The sequence below is a fragment of the Chryseobacterium sp. WG23 genome (assembly GCF_024586575.1).
Classification (GTDB): Bacteria; Bacteroidota; Bacteroidia; order Flavobacteriales; family Weeksellaceae; genus Chryseobacterium.
Genome location: NZ_JALCZE010000006.1, coordinates 1 through 17,688, shown reverse-complemented (window position 1 = coordinate 17,688; position 17,688 = coordinate 1). Strand labels below are relative to the sequence as shown.

General features: G+C 35.9%; 18 protein-coding genes. 10 read left to right on the top strand and 8 right to left on the bottom strand.

All coding sequences use genetic code 11. The annotated features are described in order from the left end of the window. Positions 1-78 precede the first annotated feature (78 nt). The 4 genes from ureC to MP477_RS10405 form a co-directional block, all read right to left on the bottom strand. Positions 79-1,800: an urease subunit alpha gene (gene ureC, locus MP477_RS10420; protein WP_257190373.1), complete on the bottom strand. Its 1,722-nt coding sequence runs from the start codon at positions 1,798-1,800 to the stop codon at positions 79-81. A 1-nt stretch (position 1,801) separates the two neighbouring features. Further along, entirely contained in the window at positions 1,802-2,170 is a 369-nt protein-coding gene (gene ureB / locus MP477_RS10415; RefSeq protein WP_047487501.1) for an urease subunit beta, read from the bottom strand. Between the two features lie 13 nt (positions 2,171-2,183). Then, the gene (gene ureA / locus MP477_RS10410; RefSeq protein ID WP_047487498.1) at positions 2,184-2,486 is read right to left on the bottom strand and encodes an urease subunit gamma; all 303 of its coding nucleotides are present in this window, start codon (positions 2,484-2,486) and stop codon (positions 2,184-2,186) included. Between the two features lie 158 nt (positions 2,487-2,644). Next, positions 2,645-3,010 carry a hypothetical protein gene (locus MP477_RS10405; RefSeq protein WP_257190372.1) on the bottom strand — a complete coding sequence of 122 codons (366 nt, stop codon included), beginning with the start codon at positions 3,008-3,010 and terminating at the stop codon, positions 2,645-2,647. A gap of 405 nt (positions 3,011-3,415) precedes the next feature. On the opposite strand from MP477_RS10405, the gene pruA reads away from it, so the two are divergent. The 3 genes from pruA to MP477_RS10390 all read left to right on the top strand — a co-directional run bounded on the left by pruA (position 3,416) and on the right by MP477_RS10390 (position 6,014). Then, positions 3,416-5,041, top strand: coding sequence for an L-glutamate gamma-semialdehyde dehydrogenase (gene pruA, locus MP477_RS10400; protein ID WP_257190371.1), 1,626 nt, complete (start codon positions 3,416-3,418; stop codon positions 5,039-5,041). A gap of 349 nt (positions 5,042-5,390) precedes the next feature. Continuing rightward, positions 5,391-5,609, top strand: coding sequence for a cytochrome C551 (locus MP477_RS10395; RefSeq protein WP_230037907.1), 219 nt, complete (start codon positions 5,391-5,393; stop codon positions 5,607-5,609). A 198-nt stretch (positions 5,610-5,807) separates the two neighbouring features. After that, positions 5,808-6,014, top strand: a complete 207-nt coding sequence (locus MP477_RS10390; RefSeq protein ID WP_230037908.1) for a hypothetical protein — start codon at positions 5,808-5,810, stop codon at positions 6,012-6,014. A 387-nt stretch (positions 6,015-6,401) separates the two neighbouring features. On the opposite strand, the gene MP477_RS10385 is transcribed toward MP477_RS10390, so the two are convergent. Further along, positions 6,402-8,027, bottom strand: a complete 1,626-nt coding sequence (locus MP477_RS10385) for a tetratricopeptide repeat protein (protein ID WP_257190370.1) — start codon at positions 8,025-8,027, stop codon at positions 6,402-6,404. A gap of 303 nt (positions 8,028-8,330) precedes the next feature. Here MP477_RS10385 and MP477_RS10380 point away from each other — a divergent pair, with 303 nt between their 5' ends. Next, positions 8,331-9,491 (top strand): thioredoxin family protein, encoded by a 1,161-nt coding sequence (locus MP477_RS10380; protein WP_257190369.1) that lies wholly within the window; start codon positions 8,331-8,333, stop codon positions 9,489-9,491. Between the two features lie 154 nt (positions 9,492-9,645). On the opposite strand, the gene MP477_RS10375 is transcribed toward MP477_RS10380, so the two are convergent. Further along, positions 9,646-10,668 carry a 3-oxoacyl-ACP synthase III family protein gene (locus MP477_RS10375; RefSeq protein WP_257190368.1) on the bottom strand — a complete coding sequence of 341 codons (1,023 nt, stop codon included), beginning with the start codon at positions 10,666-10,668 and terminating at the stop codon, positions 9,646-9,648. 73 nt (positions 10,669-10,741) lie between these two features. Here MP477_RS10375 and MP477_RS10370 point away from each other — a divergent pair, with 73 nt between their 5' ends. The 3 genes from MP477_RS10370 (at position 10,742) to MP477_RS10360 (ending at position 13,879) form a co-directional block, all read left to right on the top strand. Then, positions 10,742-11,641 carry a CorA family divalent cation transporter gene (locus tag MP477_RS10370; RefSeq protein WP_257190367.1) on the top strand — a complete coding sequence of 300 codons (900 nt, stop codon included), beginning with the start codon at positions 10,742-10,744 and terminating at the stop codon, positions 11,639-11,641. 101 nt (positions 11,642-11,742) lie between these two features. Continuing rightward, positions 11,743-13,329, top strand: a complete 1,587-nt coding sequence (locus tag MP477_RS10365; protein WP_257190366.1) for a patatin-like phospholipase family protein — start codon at positions 11,743-11,745, stop codon at positions 13,327-13,329. Between the two features lie 97 nt (positions 13,330-13,426). Then, positions 13,427-13,879, top strand: coding sequence for a hypothetical protein (locus MP477_RS10360; RefSeq protein ID WP_230037920.1), 453 nt, complete (start codon positions 13,427-13,429; stop codon positions 13,877-13,879). Positions 13,880-13,964: 85 nt separating this feature from the next. On the opposite strand, the gene MP477_RS10355 is transcribed toward MP477_RS10360, so the two are convergent. After that, the gene (locus tag MP477_RS10355; protein WP_257190365.1) at positions 13,965-14,495 is read right to left on the bottom strand and encodes an NAD(P)H-dependent oxidoreductase; all 531 of its coding nucleotides are present in this window, start codon (positions 14,493-14,495) and stop codon (positions 13,965-13,967) included. 91 nt (positions 14,496-14,586) lie between these two features. Here MP477_RS10355 and MP477_RS10350 point away from each other — a divergent pair, with 91 nt between their 5' ends. After that, entirely contained in the window at positions 14,587-14,946 is a 360-nt protein-coding gene (locus MP477_RS10350; RefSeq protein WP_257190364.1) for a helix-turn-helix domain-containing protein, read from the top strand. Between the two features lie 63 nt (positions 14,947-15,009). Here the strand turns inward: MP477_RS10350 and MP477_RS10345 are convergent, their stop codons facing one another. Continuing rightward, complete coding sequence (locus tag MP477_RS10345; RefSeq protein ID WP_257190363.1) at positions 15,010-15,573, bottom strand: DNA-3-methyladenine glycosylase I; 564 nt, start codon at positions 15,571-15,573, stop codon at positions 15,010-15,012. A 265-nt stretch (positions 15,574-15,838) separates the two neighbouring features. Here MP477_RS10345 and MP477_RS10340 point away from each other — a divergent pair, with 265 nt between their 5' ends. Continuing rightward, positions 15,839-16,219: a hypothetical protein gene (locus MP477_RS10340; protein WP_257190362.1), complete on the top strand. Its 381-nt coding sequence runs from the start codon at positions 15,839-15,841 to the stop codon at positions 16,217-16,219. 42 nt (positions 16,220-16,261) lie between these two features. Further along, positions 16,262-17,275, top strand: a complete 1,014-nt coding sequence (locus MP477_RS10335) for a TQO small subunit DoxD (RefSeq protein ID WP_257190361.1) — start codon at positions 16,262-16,264, stop codon at positions 17,273-17,275. The last annotated feature ends 413 nt before the right edge of the window (positions 17,276-17,688 follow it).

The window sequence follows — 17,688 nt, the reverse complement described above, 5'->3', positions numbered from 1 at the left end:
TGGATAAACTTTTCAATTTTTAAGTAACCTTATAGGTTTTAGAAACCTATAAGGTTTGTAGTGGTTGGTATGTTTATCTTAGAACAAGTAATACAACTGTGTTAAAGGAAGTTTTTCTGCCGGTTCACAAGTGATGTACTCTCCATCTACTGTTACTTTATAGTTCTCAGGATTCACTTCAATTAATGGGGTCTTATCGTTATGAATAAGGTCTTTTTTGGAAATATTTCTACAGTTTTTCACAGGAAGGATCATTTTTTCCAGTTTATAGGATGCAATGGTTCCGTTATCTATGGAGATTTGAGAAACAAAGTTGGCACAAATACCAAACTTAGCTTTCCCATGAGCTCCAAACATATTTCTGTAGATAATGGGCTGAGGCGTCGGAATAGAAGCATTAGGATCTCCCATCTTAGCGGCAATTACAAATCCTCCTTTGACAATCATCTCGGGTTTCACACCAAATAATCCCGGCTTCCAAATCACTAAATCTGCCAATTTTCCTTCTTCAAGAGATCCCACATATTCTGAAATACCGTGTGCAATAGCAGGGTTAATGGTATATTTAGCCACATATCTTTTGGCACGGTAGTTATCATTTCCGGTCTCTTTATCTTCTTCCAGATCTCCTCTCTGTTCCTTCATTTTACTGGCGGTCTGCCAGGTTCTGGTAATTACTTCACCCGGTCTTCCCATCGCCTGAGAGTCAGAACTCATGATACTGAAAACTCCCATATCGTGAAGGATATCTTCTGCTGCAATGGTTTCAGGACGGATACGTGAATCTGCAAATGCCACATCTTCAGGTATATTCTTGCTCAGGTGATGGCATACCATCAACATATCTAAATGTTCATCGATCGTATTAATAGTATAAGGACGGGTTGGGTTTGTAGAAGCAGGAAGTACATTAGGGTACATTGCTGCTTTAATGATATCCGGTGCATGTCCTCCACCAGCTCCTTCTGTATGGAATGTGTGGATTACCCTTCCATTGATTGCTCTCATGGTATCTTCAAGGAAACCTCCTTCATTTAAGGTATCCGTGTGGATAGCTACCTGAACATCATATTTATCTGCTACTTTTAGCGCTGCATCAATTGTTGCCGGAGTTGCTCCCCAGTCTTCATGAATTTTTACTCCTAAAGCGCCTGCTTCTACCTGCTCTTCGATAGGTTCTTCTGCAGAACAGTTTCCTTTTCCGAAAAATCCAAGGTTCATAGGATACTCTTCAGCCGCTTCAAGCATTTTCTGCATATTGAATTTCCCTGGAGTTACTGTAGTAGCGTTCGTTCCGTCATTAGGACCCGTCCCACCACCAATCATTGTGGTGATTCCGCTGTACAAAGATGTTTCGATCTGTTGTGGACAGATATAGTGAATATGGGTGTCAATTCCTCCTGCTGTTACAATATATCCTTTTCCCCCATGAACTTCTGTAGAAGCTCCGATGATCATATTGGGAGATACGCCATCCATGGTATCAGGGTTTCCTGCTTTTCCTATCCCTACAATCTTACCGTCTTTAATTCCGATATCCCCTTTTACAATTCCCCAGTGATCGATAATTACTGCACCGGTAATACAAAGGTCTAAAACACCTTCGTCTCTTTTTGCAGTAACATTCTGCCCCATTCCGTCGCGTACGGTTTTTCCTCCTCCGAAAACGGCCTCATCTCCGTAATGGGTGAAGTCTTTTTCAATTTCAATGATAATTTCAGTGTCTCCCAGTCTGATTTTGTCTCCGGCTGTAGGACCTAATATATTGGCGTATTGTTTTCTGTCTACGTGTAAGCTCATCTTAATGATTTTTAAAGTTTAAGTCTTCAACTTTTGCAAGGCTTGCTTTTTTCTGTTCTTCAGAATCTACCTGTCCGTCAACAAGATTATTGAAGCCCATTGCTTTTTTGGTTCCTCCTATTTCTACCAGCTCCACTTCTTTTTCTTCTCCCGGCTCAAAACGCACTGCAGTACTTGCTACAATATTGAGTCTCTTTCCGAAAGCTTTTTCACGGTCAAAACTCATGGCTTTGTTCACCTCAAAAAAGTGGAAATGGGAACCTACCTGAATAGGGCGGTCTCCTGTATTGGTTACTTTTATTTTGACAGTTTCTCTGCCTTCATTGCAGATAATTGTGCCTTCTTTTACAAAAATTTCTCCTGGTATCATGATGAAATTGGTATTAACGGATTGGGTTGTGTACGGTTACCAGCTTAGTTCCATCAGGGAAAGTAGCTTCAATCTGAACATCGTGGATCATCTCCGCAACGCCCGGCATTACATCTTCTTTTGTAAGAAGGTTTCCACCTTCCTGCATCAGTTCTGCCACTCTTTTCCCGTCTCTGGCTCCTTCAAGCAGGAAATGACTGATTAGTGCTATGGATTCTGGATAGTTTAATTTAAGGCCTCTTGCCTTTCTTTTTAGAGCAAGTTCGCCTGCCAGAAATAGCATAAGCTTCTCCGTTTCTCTCGGTGTTAAGTGCATTGTTCTTTTATTTTAAAATTGGATATACAGTATCTGGTCTGCCTTTCAGAAAAGGCAAATAGAAATACTCAGAAATGTTAACATGAAGAATGAATCCTCCGGACATGCATCTTTTACAATGTAAATCCTGTCAATGGACCATTAAAATTACAAAGGAATTAGCAGCCTGCTATCTGCAGAGAATGGTACAGAATGTACCTTGGTGCTGTAATATAAATACGGTTTTGAACGGCCGCAACCTGATTATTATAGGTATATTCTGCAAAGAAATAGTGAAACCACTGCTGTGCAAGTATTGAATAATCAAATTTTACCTTTTCCCAATCATTGGAGTCCTGAACATCCTGTACGTCTGAAAAACTATACATTTCAGGCTGCGTCTGCTGATCCGATTTTTGCTGAAGAAGATGAATTTTTGAAAGCACATCAGAGTACGCCTGAGTTCTCCCCTTATGTGCAAAAAGACCTGCACATAAAACCGCGAAAAACAACAGAAAAGAGAAAAAGACAACTCTTTTTTTCATACCTTTTAATAATGGTGTAAAATTAGAGTAATCTTAAAAACCGGGCTATCAAAAAGATTATTTAAAATGTTCAAAATCGCGACAAATGCAATTTCATGTAAAATTCACATTCATGCATAACCACCTAGTTTACAATACTTAAAAGCATTTCATCAACTATGACAAACTTTTTATAGTTCTAATTCATATCAGAATCAGAATTCAGCTCTGTTTTATTCTATTTAAAATATCAAATAAAATCGTTAAAAATCATCATTTTTCCATCATTAAAAAAGATATATTCCTGGCATCCCGCAATAAAAAGGTTTATTCTATAAAAATTTGCTGTATTTTTTTCTTTCCTTATAATTGTCGTAAATTTGTATACCAACATACTTATTTAATTAAAAAATAATACAACGTAATATGTCAAAAGCAATTTCGCAAGTACCATTGGCGGTAAATGAGCCGGTAAATTCTTATATACCGGGATCTCCAGAAGTTAAAAGCCTTATCGACACTTATAAAAAAATGTGGGCAGAGAAGGTAGAAGTTCCCATGATCATCAACGGAAAAGAAGTAAAAACTGATAAAAAAGTACAGCTTCAGTCTCCACAGGATCATGCTCATGACTTCGGATTTTACTACCAGGGTGATATGCAGCATGTAGATGACGCCATCAATGCGGCATTGGCAGCTAAAAAAGAATGGAATGAACTGGGATGGGAGCAGCGTGCAGCCATTTTCTTAAAGGCAGCTGATCTTTTGGCTGGGCCTTACAGAGATGTGATTAATGCAGCCACCATGATCGGACAGTCTAAAAATGTACACCAGGCTGAGATTGACGCAGCTTGTGAGTTCATTGACTTCTTGAGATTTAATGTAGAATTCATGACAGAAATGTATTCTGAGCAGCCTGTTTCTGATAATGGTATCTGGAACCGCGTAGAATACAGACCATTGGAAGGATTTTGTTTCGCAGTAACTCCTTTCAACTTTACAGCTATTTCCGGAAACCTTCCTACTTGTATGGCTATGTTAGGAAACGTAGTGGTATGGAAGCCTTCCGATAAGCAGGTTTATTCTGCAAAAGTAATCATGGATGTATTGATCGAAGCGGGTCTTCCTGCAGGGGTTATCAACATGATCTTTACAGATGGTAAAGAAACAGCTGAAAAAGTATTGGCACACCGTGATTTTGCGGGTCTTCACTTCACAGGTTCTACAAAAGTATTCCAGGGAATGTGGAAAATGATTGGTGACAATATCCATAATTACAGAACGTATCCAAGAATTGTTGGAGAAACAGGAGGTAAGGATTTTGTAATTGCTCATCCTTCTGCTAATGTAGAAGCGGTAGCTACTGCTTTGGTAAGAGGAGCTTTCGAATACCAGGGACAGAAATGTTCTGCAGCATCCAGAGCTTATGTTCCAAAATCTCTTTGGGCTGATGTGAAAAAAGTAATGGAGGCTCAGATGAGTAGTATTAAAATTGGTTCTCCGGTAGACCCTTCTAACTTTGTGAATGCGGTAATCGACAAAAATTCTTTCGAAAAATGTAAAGGATACATCGACAGAGCTAATGCTTCAGGTGAAGCTACAGTAGCTATTGGTGGTACATGTGATGATTCTAAAGGATGGTTCGTGCACCCTACAGTGATTGAAACAACAAACCCTCAATACGAAAGTATGGTGGAAGAAATCTTCGGGCCTATCTTATCTGTATTTGTATATGAAGATCAGGACTGGAAAGAAACGCTAAAAGTAGTTGATTCTTCTTCTCCTTATTCATTGACAGGTTCTGTATTCTCTCAAGACCGTTATGCAATCAACGAGGCTTACAAAGCCCTGGAAAATGCATCAGGAAACTTCTACATCAATGACAAACCTACAGGTGCTGTAGTAGGACAACAGCCTTTCGGTGGTGGTAGAGCTTCAGGAACCAACGATAAAGCAGGTTCTAAGATGAATCTTCTAAGATGGACCTCTGTAAGAAGCGTAAAAGAGACATTTGTTTCTCCAAAAGACTACAAATATCCATACCTAGGATAATAAGTAATGAGTATAGGTAATGAGCTATTGTTATCTATTCTTTCCATACAGCCTCGGAATTTCGGTTTCGGGGCTTTTTTGTGGTTGGGTGCGGGATACGAGATTCGGGATGCGTAAGGTATAATGTTATCGGATACGCGGTTTCTTTTATCATAACAGTATTTTATTCTCTCCATTCTAACACTCTAACACTCTAATACTCTAATACTTATTCTAATACCCTAAAACTACCTACCATCCGTTGCTTTTCTAACATTTTTTAACAAACTTTACCTATATTTTACAATTTCTTACTACCACTTAGGAATAATTGTTGATTTTTCACTAATACACCCCTAAATAAAATTGTATGAAAAAGTTTTTGTTAGCAGCCATTGGAGTAGGATTATTTGCAGTGAGCTGTGGAACCAAGGAATCAACTATGTCAACGAGTAATACTGATTCAACAGCAGTAGACAATACCCAAAAAACGGTACCCTCTACTACTGATACAATGCGTACGAAAGTGGCGAATCCTGACAGTATCAAGATGAAAAAAGATTCAATGGTAACAACTCCTGTCAAATAAGTTATTATAACGTTTAATTTAAAATGGAAAATCTGCAGCTGAAAGTACTGCAGATTTTTTTTTACATTTATCTGATGGCTGATGGCTGATGGCTGATGGCTGATGGCTGATGGCTGATGGCTGATATTTAGCAAAGTTCTTTTAATCTTTTTAATTAAATCACTATATTTGATAAGATCAATCAAAAAAAATATCATTATGAAAAAATTCTGGATAGGAGCTATTTTAGGGCTTTTCTTTCTGGGGAGCTGTGCTCAAAACAAAGAAAAAAGAGAAGAATTCAAGGATGCTCACAATAAAGACTCTTTAAGAAACAAAATGGGAGATTCTGCTGTCGCCAATTCTGAGCAGGCACCGGTAACTTCCGACACTACAACAAAAACAGACAGTACAAGGGCTAAATAAAATCACAAATCCACAGAATATCTGTGGATTTGCACTTAAAAAAACTTGACTGAAAAAAACCGGGCAATCAACCCCGATTATATTGTATTCCCTAACTTTTCGATTAGGTATATTTCCTACGAAGACAAAACAAGGAACCGTGATTATTTCATGGTGAAGAAATAGGCACGAATTCCGGATTAAAATTTTTGGTTTGATTAAAATTAAGTAGTTTCTCTATTGTAAAAGAAAACATATTCTGTAAATACAATAGAGATTAACTGTAGTATAATAGTGATCATTCCCGTTAAGCTGAAGCAAAGATAGGATAGCAATCCTATGATATAAAACAATAGGTTGTTCATTTTCGTGAAAATAGCAACAGTGAATTAAAAAAAACAGTGATTTTTAATCATTTTCCTGAAAACGGACATCTTTATCTGGTTGATTTTCAGAATCCAGATGCTTAATATATGCTGATGGAGAGAAATCAGTTACGGCTTTGAATACCGCAGCAAACTTACTGTGTGAAGAAAAGCCACATTCATCAGCTAAAATACTTATTTTGTACTGTCTGTATTTCTCGTCATTGATAATTTTATCCACGATATAATTGATCCTTAATCGATTAATATAAGATTTAAAGTCAGCACTTTTGTGCTGATTAATCACATAGGACAGATATTTTGTATTGGTATTAAGTTCACCCGAAAGAAAAGATAATGACATACTTTTACTGTTATAGAGTTTTCCTCTTTCAAAATCTTCCAGCAGTTCCAATAATTTCGCCTCAGTTTCAGAAGTCATCAGAGATTCATTTCTCTTTTTACCGGCATCACTGTCTTTTTCTTCTATTTCTTCAACAGAAATATTTGAAAATTCAGTTTCATTAGGGGATTGTTCTACTCTTTCCTTTGAACCATAAGCCAATTGCTGGCGGGTCCTTATCATACTTCTCAGTTTTGAGCGCTGCTTTTTCTCTTTTGTTTTGAAGAATATAATCAATCCAATAATGGATATGAATAATATAATGATGGCAACATTCTTTACAATATTCAGTTCTCCGTTTTTAGCGGTTTTATTGATGGTATTTTCTGGGGTTTTAGTGACAAACTCCTGATTGCGGACCGTAATACTGTCATAAGCTCTTACATATTTCACAGCATACAAAGATGCCTTAAATGTATCACCAATATCCTCATAATAATCATTAATATTAGAATATACAGCCTTTCGGAGTTTAAGGCTTCGGGAGGTATCTGCAATTTTTTCCGCTTTTTTAAGATACATCTCTGCCTCTTTCCAGTTTTTTTGTTTTAGGCGGATTCCTCCGAGACCATTATAAATCAACCCTAACGTACAGCTTCCTTTCTTAAGTAGTGCTTCCGCTTTTCTATAATAATTTTCGGAAACGAGGTAATCATTAAGCTTAAAATATACATCTCCCAAAACCTGATAAGAAACAGCGATTGTTCTGCTTTCATTGGAAATTTTTGCTTTTTCAAAAAATGTAAGAGAAGATTCAATATCCTTTATAGCATTTGAATAATTACCTAATTCCATTTCATAAAAAGCCATTTCCTGGTTCATCAGGCCTGCTGTTTCATTACTTTTCTGAAAATCGGTGATCAGCTTAGAAAATTCAAGACCTTTTACAATATATTTTTTTGACCTTTCATAAAGCCCAACCTGTCTGTATTGTTTGGCCAGCAGCCTGCAGATATAAATCATCTGTTCCGGATCATTGGTCCGGCTAATTAAAGAGTGTGCAGTCTCACTATAACCAATAGCTTTTTTAAAATTCCCTGAATAGTGATAAAGTTCCGAAGAAAGAATAAGGCTTTTTATCTTTTCCTGTGGTGTCTGTGCAGCTATATAGAGAGAGTCCGCAGTTTTAAAAGCTGCCGCCAAATTTTTATGAGAAGTGACAACAGTTGTCTTTTCACAGATCTGGTCAAAACTATTCTTTTCCTGAGCAGATATCGGGATTGCTGTTGCAAGAAAAAACAAAAGCTGGAGTACATTTTTAGGCATAAAAAAACAAATTATTATTCTTGTTTTATAATAACTCATCATCTTTTCAACGGGGTGTCTTTTTGTTTTTTACAAAACTACTAATATTTTACTTTTTATTAAAATATTCTCCTGTAATTTAATCATTTAAACCAAATCGTCAATTTACATTAATTTTAATAATAAGAACAAAATAATACATGATCATCTTTCATATCAAAACTATGCCTATACTAAAATCAAGATTTATGTGTAATTATTTCCAAAATGATTGACTTAATTGTCATCATATTTATTACATTTGTATGGAACAAAATTAATTTCATGAAAAGATTAGCTATAATTTCAGCTTTATTTATAGGGATTTTTGCATTTGCACAGGGTATAAAATTTGAAGACGGCAACTTTGCGTCTGTCCTTGCCAAAGCAAAAAAAGAGAACAAACTCATATTCATTGATGCCTATGCTTCTTGGTGTGGTCCCTGCAAACTGATGGTAAAAAATATTTTCCCTTTAAAAAATGTAGGTGATTATTATAATTCTCACTTCATCAATGCTAAGATTGATATGGAAAAAGGAGAAGGTGTTGAATTGGCTAAAAAATACAATGTAAAAGTATTTCCTACTTATCTATTTATTGATCCAAACGGTGAAACTGTACACAGAACGATAGGCTATGTAGAAGAAAAAGACTTCATCCAATTTGCAAAAGATGCTGAGGATCCTAACAAGAAACTAACCGCATTAAAGCAAAAGTTTGAAAATGGAGAAAAAGATCCTGAATTTTTAAAAAATATTGCCGGGCTTACCCTTTACAATGATACTGAATTTGCCGGTAAAGTACTGACCCGTTATTTCCAGCAGAAAACTGCCCTGGATCAGGAAGATGTTCAGATTCTTCTTTCAGGAACACAAAGTACAGAGAGTCCTTTGTATAAAATATTCCAGGAAAAGAAAGCTGAAATCATCAAATTTTATCCAGCAGATAAATATGAAAAATTTGAGAAAAACATCAAAGTAAATACCGTAGCGCAAAAGGCTTATAATGCAGATACAAAAACATGGAATGACAATTATTTTATGACAGGAACCCAGACTTTCCTAAGCAAAGAGGAAGCTGAAAAGGTATTAAAGAGAATGAAAGCCAACAGAGCTTTAAAAAACAAAGATATTCCTGTTTATGAAAAATTAATCCTTGAGCTGTATCAGGACTATTCTACGGCAAGCTCCGGAGAATTAAACTCTCTTGCCTGGAATTTCTTTGAAAATGTAAATAACAAAGCATCTTTAGAAAAAGCTATCACCTGGGCACAGGAATCTGTAAAAAAAGATCAAAGCTTTGCCAATACAGATACTTTAGCTAACCTCTATAATAAAGTAGGTGATAAGAAAAATGCAAAAATATGGGCTGAAAAGTCTATTGAACTGGCAAAAACTTCCGGAGAAGATTCAGCAGATACAGAAAAATTACTAAAAAGTCTTTAACAGATAAAGCATAAAAAAACAAACCCGGCAGATAAAATCTGCCGGGTTTTTATGTAACAATCTTTTGTCGAATCTATGATTCTGCCACTATTCACGGAAGGAAATCATCCCTTTAAGGGTCTATCCGAAGATTAAATAAAATGGTAGCTCTATCTTAATATTCAAACAAAACACTTCCCCACGTAAACCCACTTCCAAATGCAGAAAGAAGGACTAAGTCTCCCCTTTTTATTTTACCTTCTTCAATGGCTTCACTTAAAGCAATTGGAATAGAAGCTGCCGTTGTATTTCCATATTTCTGAATATTATTATGGATCTTCTCATCCGGCAATCCGAATTTCTGCTGAACAAACTGGGCAATTCTAAGGTTTGCCTGATGAGGAATGAACATATCAAGATCTTCAACTGTTTTTCCAGCTTTATTTAAAGCTTCCAACATCGTTTCCGGAAATCTTGTTACGGCATGCTTGAATACAAAATTACCGTTCATAATCGGATAAACTTCTTTATTGGTTACATTTTCCGGTTCTTTTCTCATTCTATCGCTCCATCCGAATTTAGAACCTGGAAACTGTGTACAGAGTTCATCTGCATATTTACCTTCAGAATGCATATTTACCGCTAAAATATCTCCTGAAGTTTCATCTTCTGTAGCACAAAGCACCACTGCTCCTGCTCCGTCTCCGAAAATAACAGAAACTCCTCTTCCTTCATCAGAAAAATCCAATCCGAAAGAATGAACTTCGGCCCCCACCACAAGGATATTTTTATAAGTACCGGATTTAATAAAGGCATTGGCCACACTCATAGAATAAACAAATCCGGAACATTGGTTTCTCACATCCAGCGCTCCAATAGTATCACATCCCAGCATATCCTGAAGCAACACCCCACAGCCCGGAAAATAATAATCCGGTGAAAGGGTAGCGAAAACGATGTAATCAATATCTTTAGCTGTAAGACCTGCATTTGCAAGTGCTTTTTCTGAGGCTTTAAATGCTAAATAAGCAGTAGTTTCCTGAGAATCATTTCTGTTCTTACGGTGTCTTCTTTCTTTGATCCCTGTCCTTTCTGTAATCCATTCATCATTGGTGGTCATTAACTGCGACAGATCATCATTGGTAACAACATTATCCGGAACATAAAATCCTACTCCTTTTATGGTACTTTTAATCATATAGTTTTTTAATTTTGGTAAAGATAAAACTTATTTAAAACATAGTATTTCAAAATATTAGTATTTTTACTTTATGCCAATTGATATAATATACAGAAGCTCCCAGTGTGAATGGGTAGATGTAGAGGCTCCTACAGCAGAAGACCTTAAGTTTCTTCATGAAAGATATGAAATTAACAACCTTCTTCTGGAAGATACCATGGACCCAAACCACCTTCCCAAATATGAAGAGGACGGTAATGTAAAATTCTTTCTCCTTCGTGAGAGCACAGAGCTGGAAAGAAAAAATCTGAATACTATCAGCGATATCAGTACCAAGATCGGAGTTTTTTTACTGGATAATACCATTATCACAATCCACAGGATGAAGACCCGAAGTATTTCTGAGACCAAGAAACAGATATCGGTAATTCAGGAAGACGTTACTCCTCAGAAAGTTCTTTTAATGATTGCTATATTGATCATGAAAAGCTTTGATGATGAATCCCTGAGCTTATTTGAAACTATGGACAATATTGAGAATGAGATTTTCCTCAAGAACACCAATCATACCAGTCAGATCCGAAGACTTTATAAACTGAAACGGAAGTCCGGATTGAATTCACGGGTGTTGATCATTTCTACCGATGCTATAGACAAATTTAAATTATTGGATCTTCAGGATTCTGAAATTGTCGATTTAAAAGACAAGCATAAGGATGTAGTTGCCGATTTCGACCATTTAAATATACAGATCACCAACCTTATTTCTATGTTTCTTGCACTTTCTGATCAAAAAGCCAATCAGGTCATGAAAGTGTTGGCTATCTATTCGGTTTATTTTTTACCAATCACCTTTATTGCCGGTGTGTATGGGATGAACTTTGATAATATGCCTGAGCTTCATCATAAATATGGCTATTTTATAACGATGGGGATCATGGCTACTGTAGTGATCAGTACATTTATCTATGTAAGGCGCAAACAATGGTAATCTGAAGTCAATAAGCAGCCAGCAAAGAATGAAGCAGAGCAGTGGCATCAGTTCATTGAGAGACTGCCTCTGTCTTTTCCAACCACAAAAAACAAAAAACTATGAAAACTGAGGATCTTAAAAAAATTCTGAAAGATAATTCGCTTTCATCAGCATCAAAGGAAAAGCTTGCGGCCCTGCATGAAAATATTTCATCCAAAGAATTCTCTGATCTACTGGATCAGCATGGAAATCAGTATGTAGAGTTTGTACAGGAAGGAGGCGGAGTCTGGGGAAGTGCCCTGGTAGGCTATCTTTATGGGTTGGAGATCTTTGGAGTCCGTTTTTTAAAGGTGGCGGGAACCAGTGCCGGAGCCATTAATACTATGCTGATTGCAGCCTGTAAAACTAAAGAGGAAGCCAAAAGTGAGCTTATTAAAGATATTCTTTTCAGCTGGAATTTTGCTGATTTTATGGATGGTAAAACATATGTAAAAACAACCCTCCATTCCATGCTGAACAATAAGAACTTCTTTACCATTAATCTCATTATTGCCATAGCACTGTTCATTATTCTCATCAGTATTCCTTTTGCAGTTCCATCAGAAACAATACTGAATGCCAAGCTTATGTTTCTGATCCCTCTGATTCCGGCAGTTATTCTCTTTTTCTGTATCAAAAAGCTATACAACAATTTCAGAAAAGAAAACAGCGGACTTAACCCCGGAAATGTTTTCACGGATACCATGAGAAATGCCCTTGATAGTTTTGGAATAAAAACGGTTGCCAACCTCAATGAAAAATTTATCCGCAAAGAACACAACCTTAACCTCAATTACCGTTATGGAAACGGCGAGGAATATTATACACGGGCTTTGCAGAGTATAGAAAAGATTAAAACTAAAAACCTGGAACATATTGACCAGACCCGGTACAGAATTTTCTACGAAAGTGCCGTGAATAATGATTATTACAAAAACAATCCGTTTTATCAGCTACGGTCAGAATATATTGTAATCACCACAGATATTAATGCCAAAATAAAAGTAGAACTTCCTACCATGGCCAATTTGTATTGGTCTGAAGAAGAGCTCAAACGCATCAGCCCTGCAGAATTTGTGAGAGCTTCCATGTCTGTGCCTTTCTTTTTTGAACCTTTTCAGAAAAGAATCAATAAGGATGATGATTCTGTGAAATATGCCTGGAAATTCTGGATGAATACCAAACCGCAGGATATTAATCCTATAGGTATATTCATTGATGGTGGCAGTATCTCCAATTTCCCGATCGATATTTTCCATGCGGATGAAGTTTTCTATCCAAGAATGCCCCTTTTTGGAGTACAATTGACCAATGATTCCGATATTCTTTCTGAAAAAGGAAAAACAAGCGAGGAAATTCTTAAAACACCCTTCACCTATGCCGGAAATATCATCAGTACTTTAAAAGGTTTTAATGACAAAACCTTTCTTACCAAACATACTTTTTATCATCTGTTCAGTATACAAACCGTCAATTGCGGAACCAGCAGCTGGCTTAACTTCTTCATGAAAAAAGAGGAAAAGGAAGAGCTTTTCAACAGAGGCTTTCAGGCAGCACTTGATTTTCTCAACCAGTTTGACTGGGAAAAATACAAGTATGAAAGAATGATGCTCTCTATGAAAGAGAAAAAAATCCTGAAAGAAGAGGATACCCCTACGGTGGGATAAGGATTTTTAAGTATTTTCGTTAAAAATAAAATAGACTATGAAATATATCTGTGAATGCCATGGAGAAAAATGCTGAGTAAATAAAATATTTCCAGGAATGAAAAAAAGTATTGTACAAAAATTCTCTATTATTCTTCCAGTTTTAACTATAATATTGATTGTGTTGAGTTTTGTTCATGAGAGTTTCTGGATAAAACAGATGCTCAAAAAACCCAGATATACAGTTGCGGAGGCTACTACAGACTGGCATCAGAAGAATAACAATGGTGTAGGAACAGATTATAAATATCGGGTTAAAGACAAAATATATTTCGCAACTACAAATTGTTCTTACCAAAAAGGGGATCAGTTTCTTATCATTTTTGACTCTCTAAAACCTAAAAATGCAAAGGTCCTTGGTATCTACTCTATTGAAAATTATCTTATTGATTTAAAAATCCCTGTCGATGGTTGGAAGTATGAGGATGTTCCATTTAAAATAGACAGCAATACCATAAAAAAGTATGTGCAGGACGGAAATATTGAACCCTTTGAATACAATCAGGAATAATCTTCAATGAGTATAGCAAATTCGGAAAAAAAATAAGTTGAACTTACAATAGGAAATCCGAATAAGTCAATTTACTTTTATTGCATTATAATTTATCCAAAAACTCCAGATACATCGGAACACTTCTTTCAATCCATTCATCAGAAGAATTACGTTCTATTCCGTAATATACAAAAGGGTCCTTATACTCTGCTTTTATATAGTCAAAGGTCAATTCATAAGGCTGGAAAAGTTCATTCATTGTATATTTATATTCTCCGGATGCACTATACCCATCTTCATCAATTCCTGCAGTAACAGCCAGAGACATTTTCTTTCCTCCAAGCTTATAACCGCTGCTGCTTCCATAGGCCCAGCCATACAAAACAACCTCATCCAGCCATTGTTTTAACAGCGGCGGACTGCTAAACCAGTAAAAAGGAAACTGAAATACAATTTTATCATATGATTCCATCAGTTCCTGCTCTTTAGCTACATTAATCTTTCCATCAGGATATGCTTCATACAGCTGATGAACAGTATATTTTTCAGGAAATTTCTTGAGTTCTTCAATCCATCTTTTATTGATTACAGACTTTTCAATATCAGGATGAGTGACAATAATTAAGGTTTTCATTCAATTTAAATTTCTATGGCAAAAATACGACACGTAACTTACATTTTGTACATTAGCAACCTATTGTATGGTACTATAAAAAATGTAAGTAATGACTAAAATAAAAGAAACCTCCACTAATTTTGCCAATAAAAAAGCTCTTGCTGATGAATGTCCGGAAATCTATGCTTCCAACCTTATTGGAGGGCAGTGGTCTTTGGCTATCTGCTGTTATCTGATCAACGGCAAAATGAGGTTTGGAGAACTTAAAAAAAAGCTTCAGAATATTACTGAGCGTATGCTTACCTTACAGCTTCGGAGACTTGAGGAAGACCAAATTATTACAAGAACTGTTTTTGCAGAAGTTCCACCACGGGTAGAATATGAACTTACAGAAATTGGGTATAAACTGAAACCTATTATTCTGGAGTTTGAAAAATGGGGAAATGAACATAAACAGCTTTTGAAGTAAGAAATTTAAGATAGCATAAACTTGTGCCGACAGAATATCAGCCGGCACAAATTAATATTGATTTTATAAGTTATCTTCAGCTTGTTTCCATAGCGGATTTTGTTCCAAAATTTTATCATAAACAGGACAGCTTTCTGTATGGCATCCTTTCAGATAGCCCGTACTCATCAAAAATTCATTTACAATCTCTCCTCCTGTGAATTTGAATGTTTTTTTGAAAAGCTTCATCCATTCCTGTAATGTTTTAGGGTGATGGTGTTCCAGCCATTTTTCAAAAGAACCAAAGTCTTTCTGAAGTTCCACAATGGTTTTGGCATTTTCAATCGCAGCATTCACTTTTAATCTATTTCTGATGATCCCACTGTCATTCAGCAGTCTTTCACGGTCTTCTTCAGTATAGGCTGCCACTTTCTGAATATCAAAATTGCTGTATGCTTTTCTGAAGCTTTCTTCCTTTTTTAAAACCGTTTCCCAACTGAGGCCGGCCTGATTTATTTCGAGAAGCAATCTTCCGAACAGCTCATTATCATCATGAATAGGAAATCCATAATAATTATCATGATAATTTTTGTGCAGCTCTTTTCTGCTTTCAGGCTGCATCCCATCTATGGCTAAACAATAACTCATGTAAGTATATTTTCTGTTTTGTTAAAATTTGAAATATAATATTTTTTCCACAACCCCTTCGTCAGTAAGAAATGATAAAGATAAGGCAGGGGTATGACAACTGTTAGTCAGGAGAGGTTTAAATTTTATTTTTTTAGCCTCATTTCTTTAAACAGACTATAAATTAATTATTTTAAGCTGCCGGACAGCCTTCTCTTCCCTTACTTAAGATGAATTCTTATAATTTATTAAGCCTACATTTAAAATAAAGTGTAGTTTTGTAAAAATGTCAGAAACAGGAATCCATATAAAGACCTATAAAGCTATCATAACGATGCTTATTCTGGCATTTTCATTATCACCATGTTCTGTAAAAAGAGATGTTCTTGACATTTTTGACATCCAGTACATCAGTGGCTTAAATAAGGTAAAAACAACTTCCTCCTACCCTTTCAGCTGCGATATATCTTCTACAACATCTAGATTTTCAGTTTCAAAATCCAATATTAAATTAATCGGTAAGCCTTTCTTTTATCTGAATTTCTCAGTACAAAAAACGGAAAATGAAAGATTCTCTTTCAACAAATACTCCGGGCATACCACAGGCAACAGTCCTCCAAAGTATATTTTGTTTAAAAGATTAAAATTAAGTTTGATACAGGTTTAAAAACATCAAACTCAATCAGTCTTTTACATAAAATAAACTTTAATGAAACATACCATAAAAAGCCAGTCTTCAGATTTGGCAGGCTTATACACTTTATCTCTCCGAATGGTTATCGGATGGACTTATTTTTCAGCTTTTTGGCGCAGGCTTATCCTGGAAAACAAACTTACTCCCGATGAAAACGGATATATCGGAGAAAAATTCAATCACTTTCTACCGAATGCCTTAGGAATAAAACCCATTATTGAATATCTAGTTACCCATCCAGATGCCCTACAGCAGTCTATGATGATTTTTACCATTATTGAAGCTATAGTAGGTTTATGTATCATTCTGGGATTATTCACCCGGTTCATGAGTATCGGAATCTTTGGTCTTGCCTTAGGAATTCTTCTGGGTTCAGGCTGGCTGGGAACAACATGCCTTGATGAATGGCAGATCGGCGTTTTGGGAATTGCAGGCGGATTTGTTCTTTTTCTCACGGGAAGCGGTCCTTATTCTCTGGACTACTATTTTATGAAGAAAAACAGAGCTTTTACTCAAAAAAAATGGTTTAAATGGCTGGGTTCCGGCAATTTACCCATTTCAAAACCTAAGATTATTGTATTGACAGGTTCTTTGATTATTTTTGGACTTACCCTTTACACCAACCAATATTTTCATGGTGGCGTCTGGGGAACATTACACAATAAATCGGTAAAACCAAAGGTTGAAATTTCCAATATCTCACACAATAATTCAGATTTAAAATTTGAAGTCTATAGAACTGAAGGTGCCGATGTATATGGCTCTTTCCTCATAGGGATCCACATTCTGGATAAAAATGGAAATATATTAAAAGAACTGAATCATCAGGAGCTTTCAGAATTTTCCAAAGAAAACATTCACAACCATTATGTAGCTAAAGTAAAACCCGGGAAACACAGCCTGGTGCTTCCATTGGGAGCAAAAGCTGATATTATGATTGACATCAGAGATATTCTTCTGAAAGATAATATGTATAGCTTAAAACTTGTTGATATCAGTGGTATTGAATGGATAGGAAAAATCCGATAAGTTTTTAATTACAATTTGTCATTTTTGGTAAACGTAATGGTATGCATATTTTTCAATTGGATTTATTTTACTTTCAAATCAAGTGATGAACCATTTTTTGACTATTGCGTTTACCAATATCTGACTTCTTTTAAAAAACTATGTTATTAATAAAAAAGGCCTGATTATGAATGGATCAGCACAGCATTATTATGTGAGTATGGGAGACCGTTTTTAGGTTTCGGCTAAAGCCAAACTGGATGGTTCTTTCAAAAAAACGGGCTAAAGCCCGTTTCTATTGATGTAGAAGGTGTTTAATGTTCACATTATACATTATACATTATACATTATACATTATACATTATACATTATACATTATACATTATACATTATACATTATACATTATACATTATACATTATACATTATACATTA

Coding starts and splice junctions, on each gene's coding strand:
- MP477_RS10380 (WP_257190369.1), top strand. CDS start 8,331: ATGAAAAGATTAGCTATAATTTCAGCTTTATTTATAGGGATTTTTGCA.
- MP477_RS10390 (WP_230037908.1), top strand. CDS start 5,808: ATGAAAAAATTCTGGATAGGAGCTATTTTAGGGCTTTTCTTTCTGGGG.
- MP477_RS10395 (WP_230037907.1), top strand. CDS start 5,391: ATGAAAAAGTTTTTGTTAGCAGCCATTGGAGTAGGATTATTTGCAGTG.
- MP477_RS10370 (WP_257190367.1), top strand. CDS start 10,742: ATGCCAATTGATATAATATACAGAAGCTCCCAGTGTGAATGGGTAGAT.
- MP477_RS10350 (WP_257190364.1), top strand. CDS start 14,587: ATGACTAAAATAAAAGAAACCTCCACTAATTTTGCCAATAAAAAAGCT.
- MP477_RS10375 (WP_257190368.1), bottom strand. CDS start 10,668: ATGATTAAAAGTACCATAAAAGGAGTAGGATTTTATGTTCCGGATAAT.
- MP477_RS10365 (WP_257190366.1), top strand. CDS start 11,743: ATGAAAACTGAGGATCTTAAAAAAATTCTGAAAGATAATTCGCTTTCA.
- ureA (WP_047487498.1), bottom strand. CDS start 2,486: ATGCACTTAACACCGAGAGAAACGGAGAAGCTTATGCTATTTCTGGCA.
- pruA (WP_257190371.1), top strand. CDS start 3,416: ATGTCAAAAGCAATTTCGCAAGTACCATTGGCGGTAAATGAGCCGGTA.
- ureC (WP_257190373.1), bottom strand. CDS start 1,800: ATGAGCTTACACGTAGACAGAAAACAATACGCCAATATATTAGGTCCT.
- MP477_RS10360 (WP_230037920.1), top strand. CDS start 13,427: ATGAAAAAAAGTATTGTACAAAAATTCTCTATTATTCTTCCAGTTTTA.
- MP477_RS10355 (WP_257190365.1), bottom strand. CDS start 14,495: ATGAAAACCTTAATTATTGTCACTCATCCTGATATTGAAAAGTCTGTA.
- MP477_RS10385 (WP_257190370.1), bottom strand. CDS start 8,027: ATGCCTAAAAATGTACTCCAGCTTTTGTTTTTTCTTGCAACAGCAATC.
- MP477_RS10335 (WP_257190361.1), top strand. CDS start 16,262: ATGAAACATACCATAAAAAGCCAGTCTTCAGATTTGGCAGGCTTATAC.
- ureB (WP_047487501.1), bottom strand. CDS start 2,170: ATGATACCAGGAGAAATTTTTGTAAAAGAAGGCACAATTATCTGCAAT.
- MP477_RS10340 (WP_257190362.1), top strand. CDS start 15,839: ATGTCAGAAACAGGAATCCATATAAAGACCTATAAAGCTATCATAACG.
- MP477_RS10345 (WP_257190363.1), bottom strand. CDS start 15,573: ATGAGTTATTGTTTAGCCATAGATGGGATGCAGCCTGAAAGCAGAAAA.
- MP477_RS10405 (WP_257190372.1), bottom strand. CDS start 3,010: ATGAAAAAAAGAGTTGTCTTTTTCTCTTTTCTGTTGTTTTTCGCGGTT.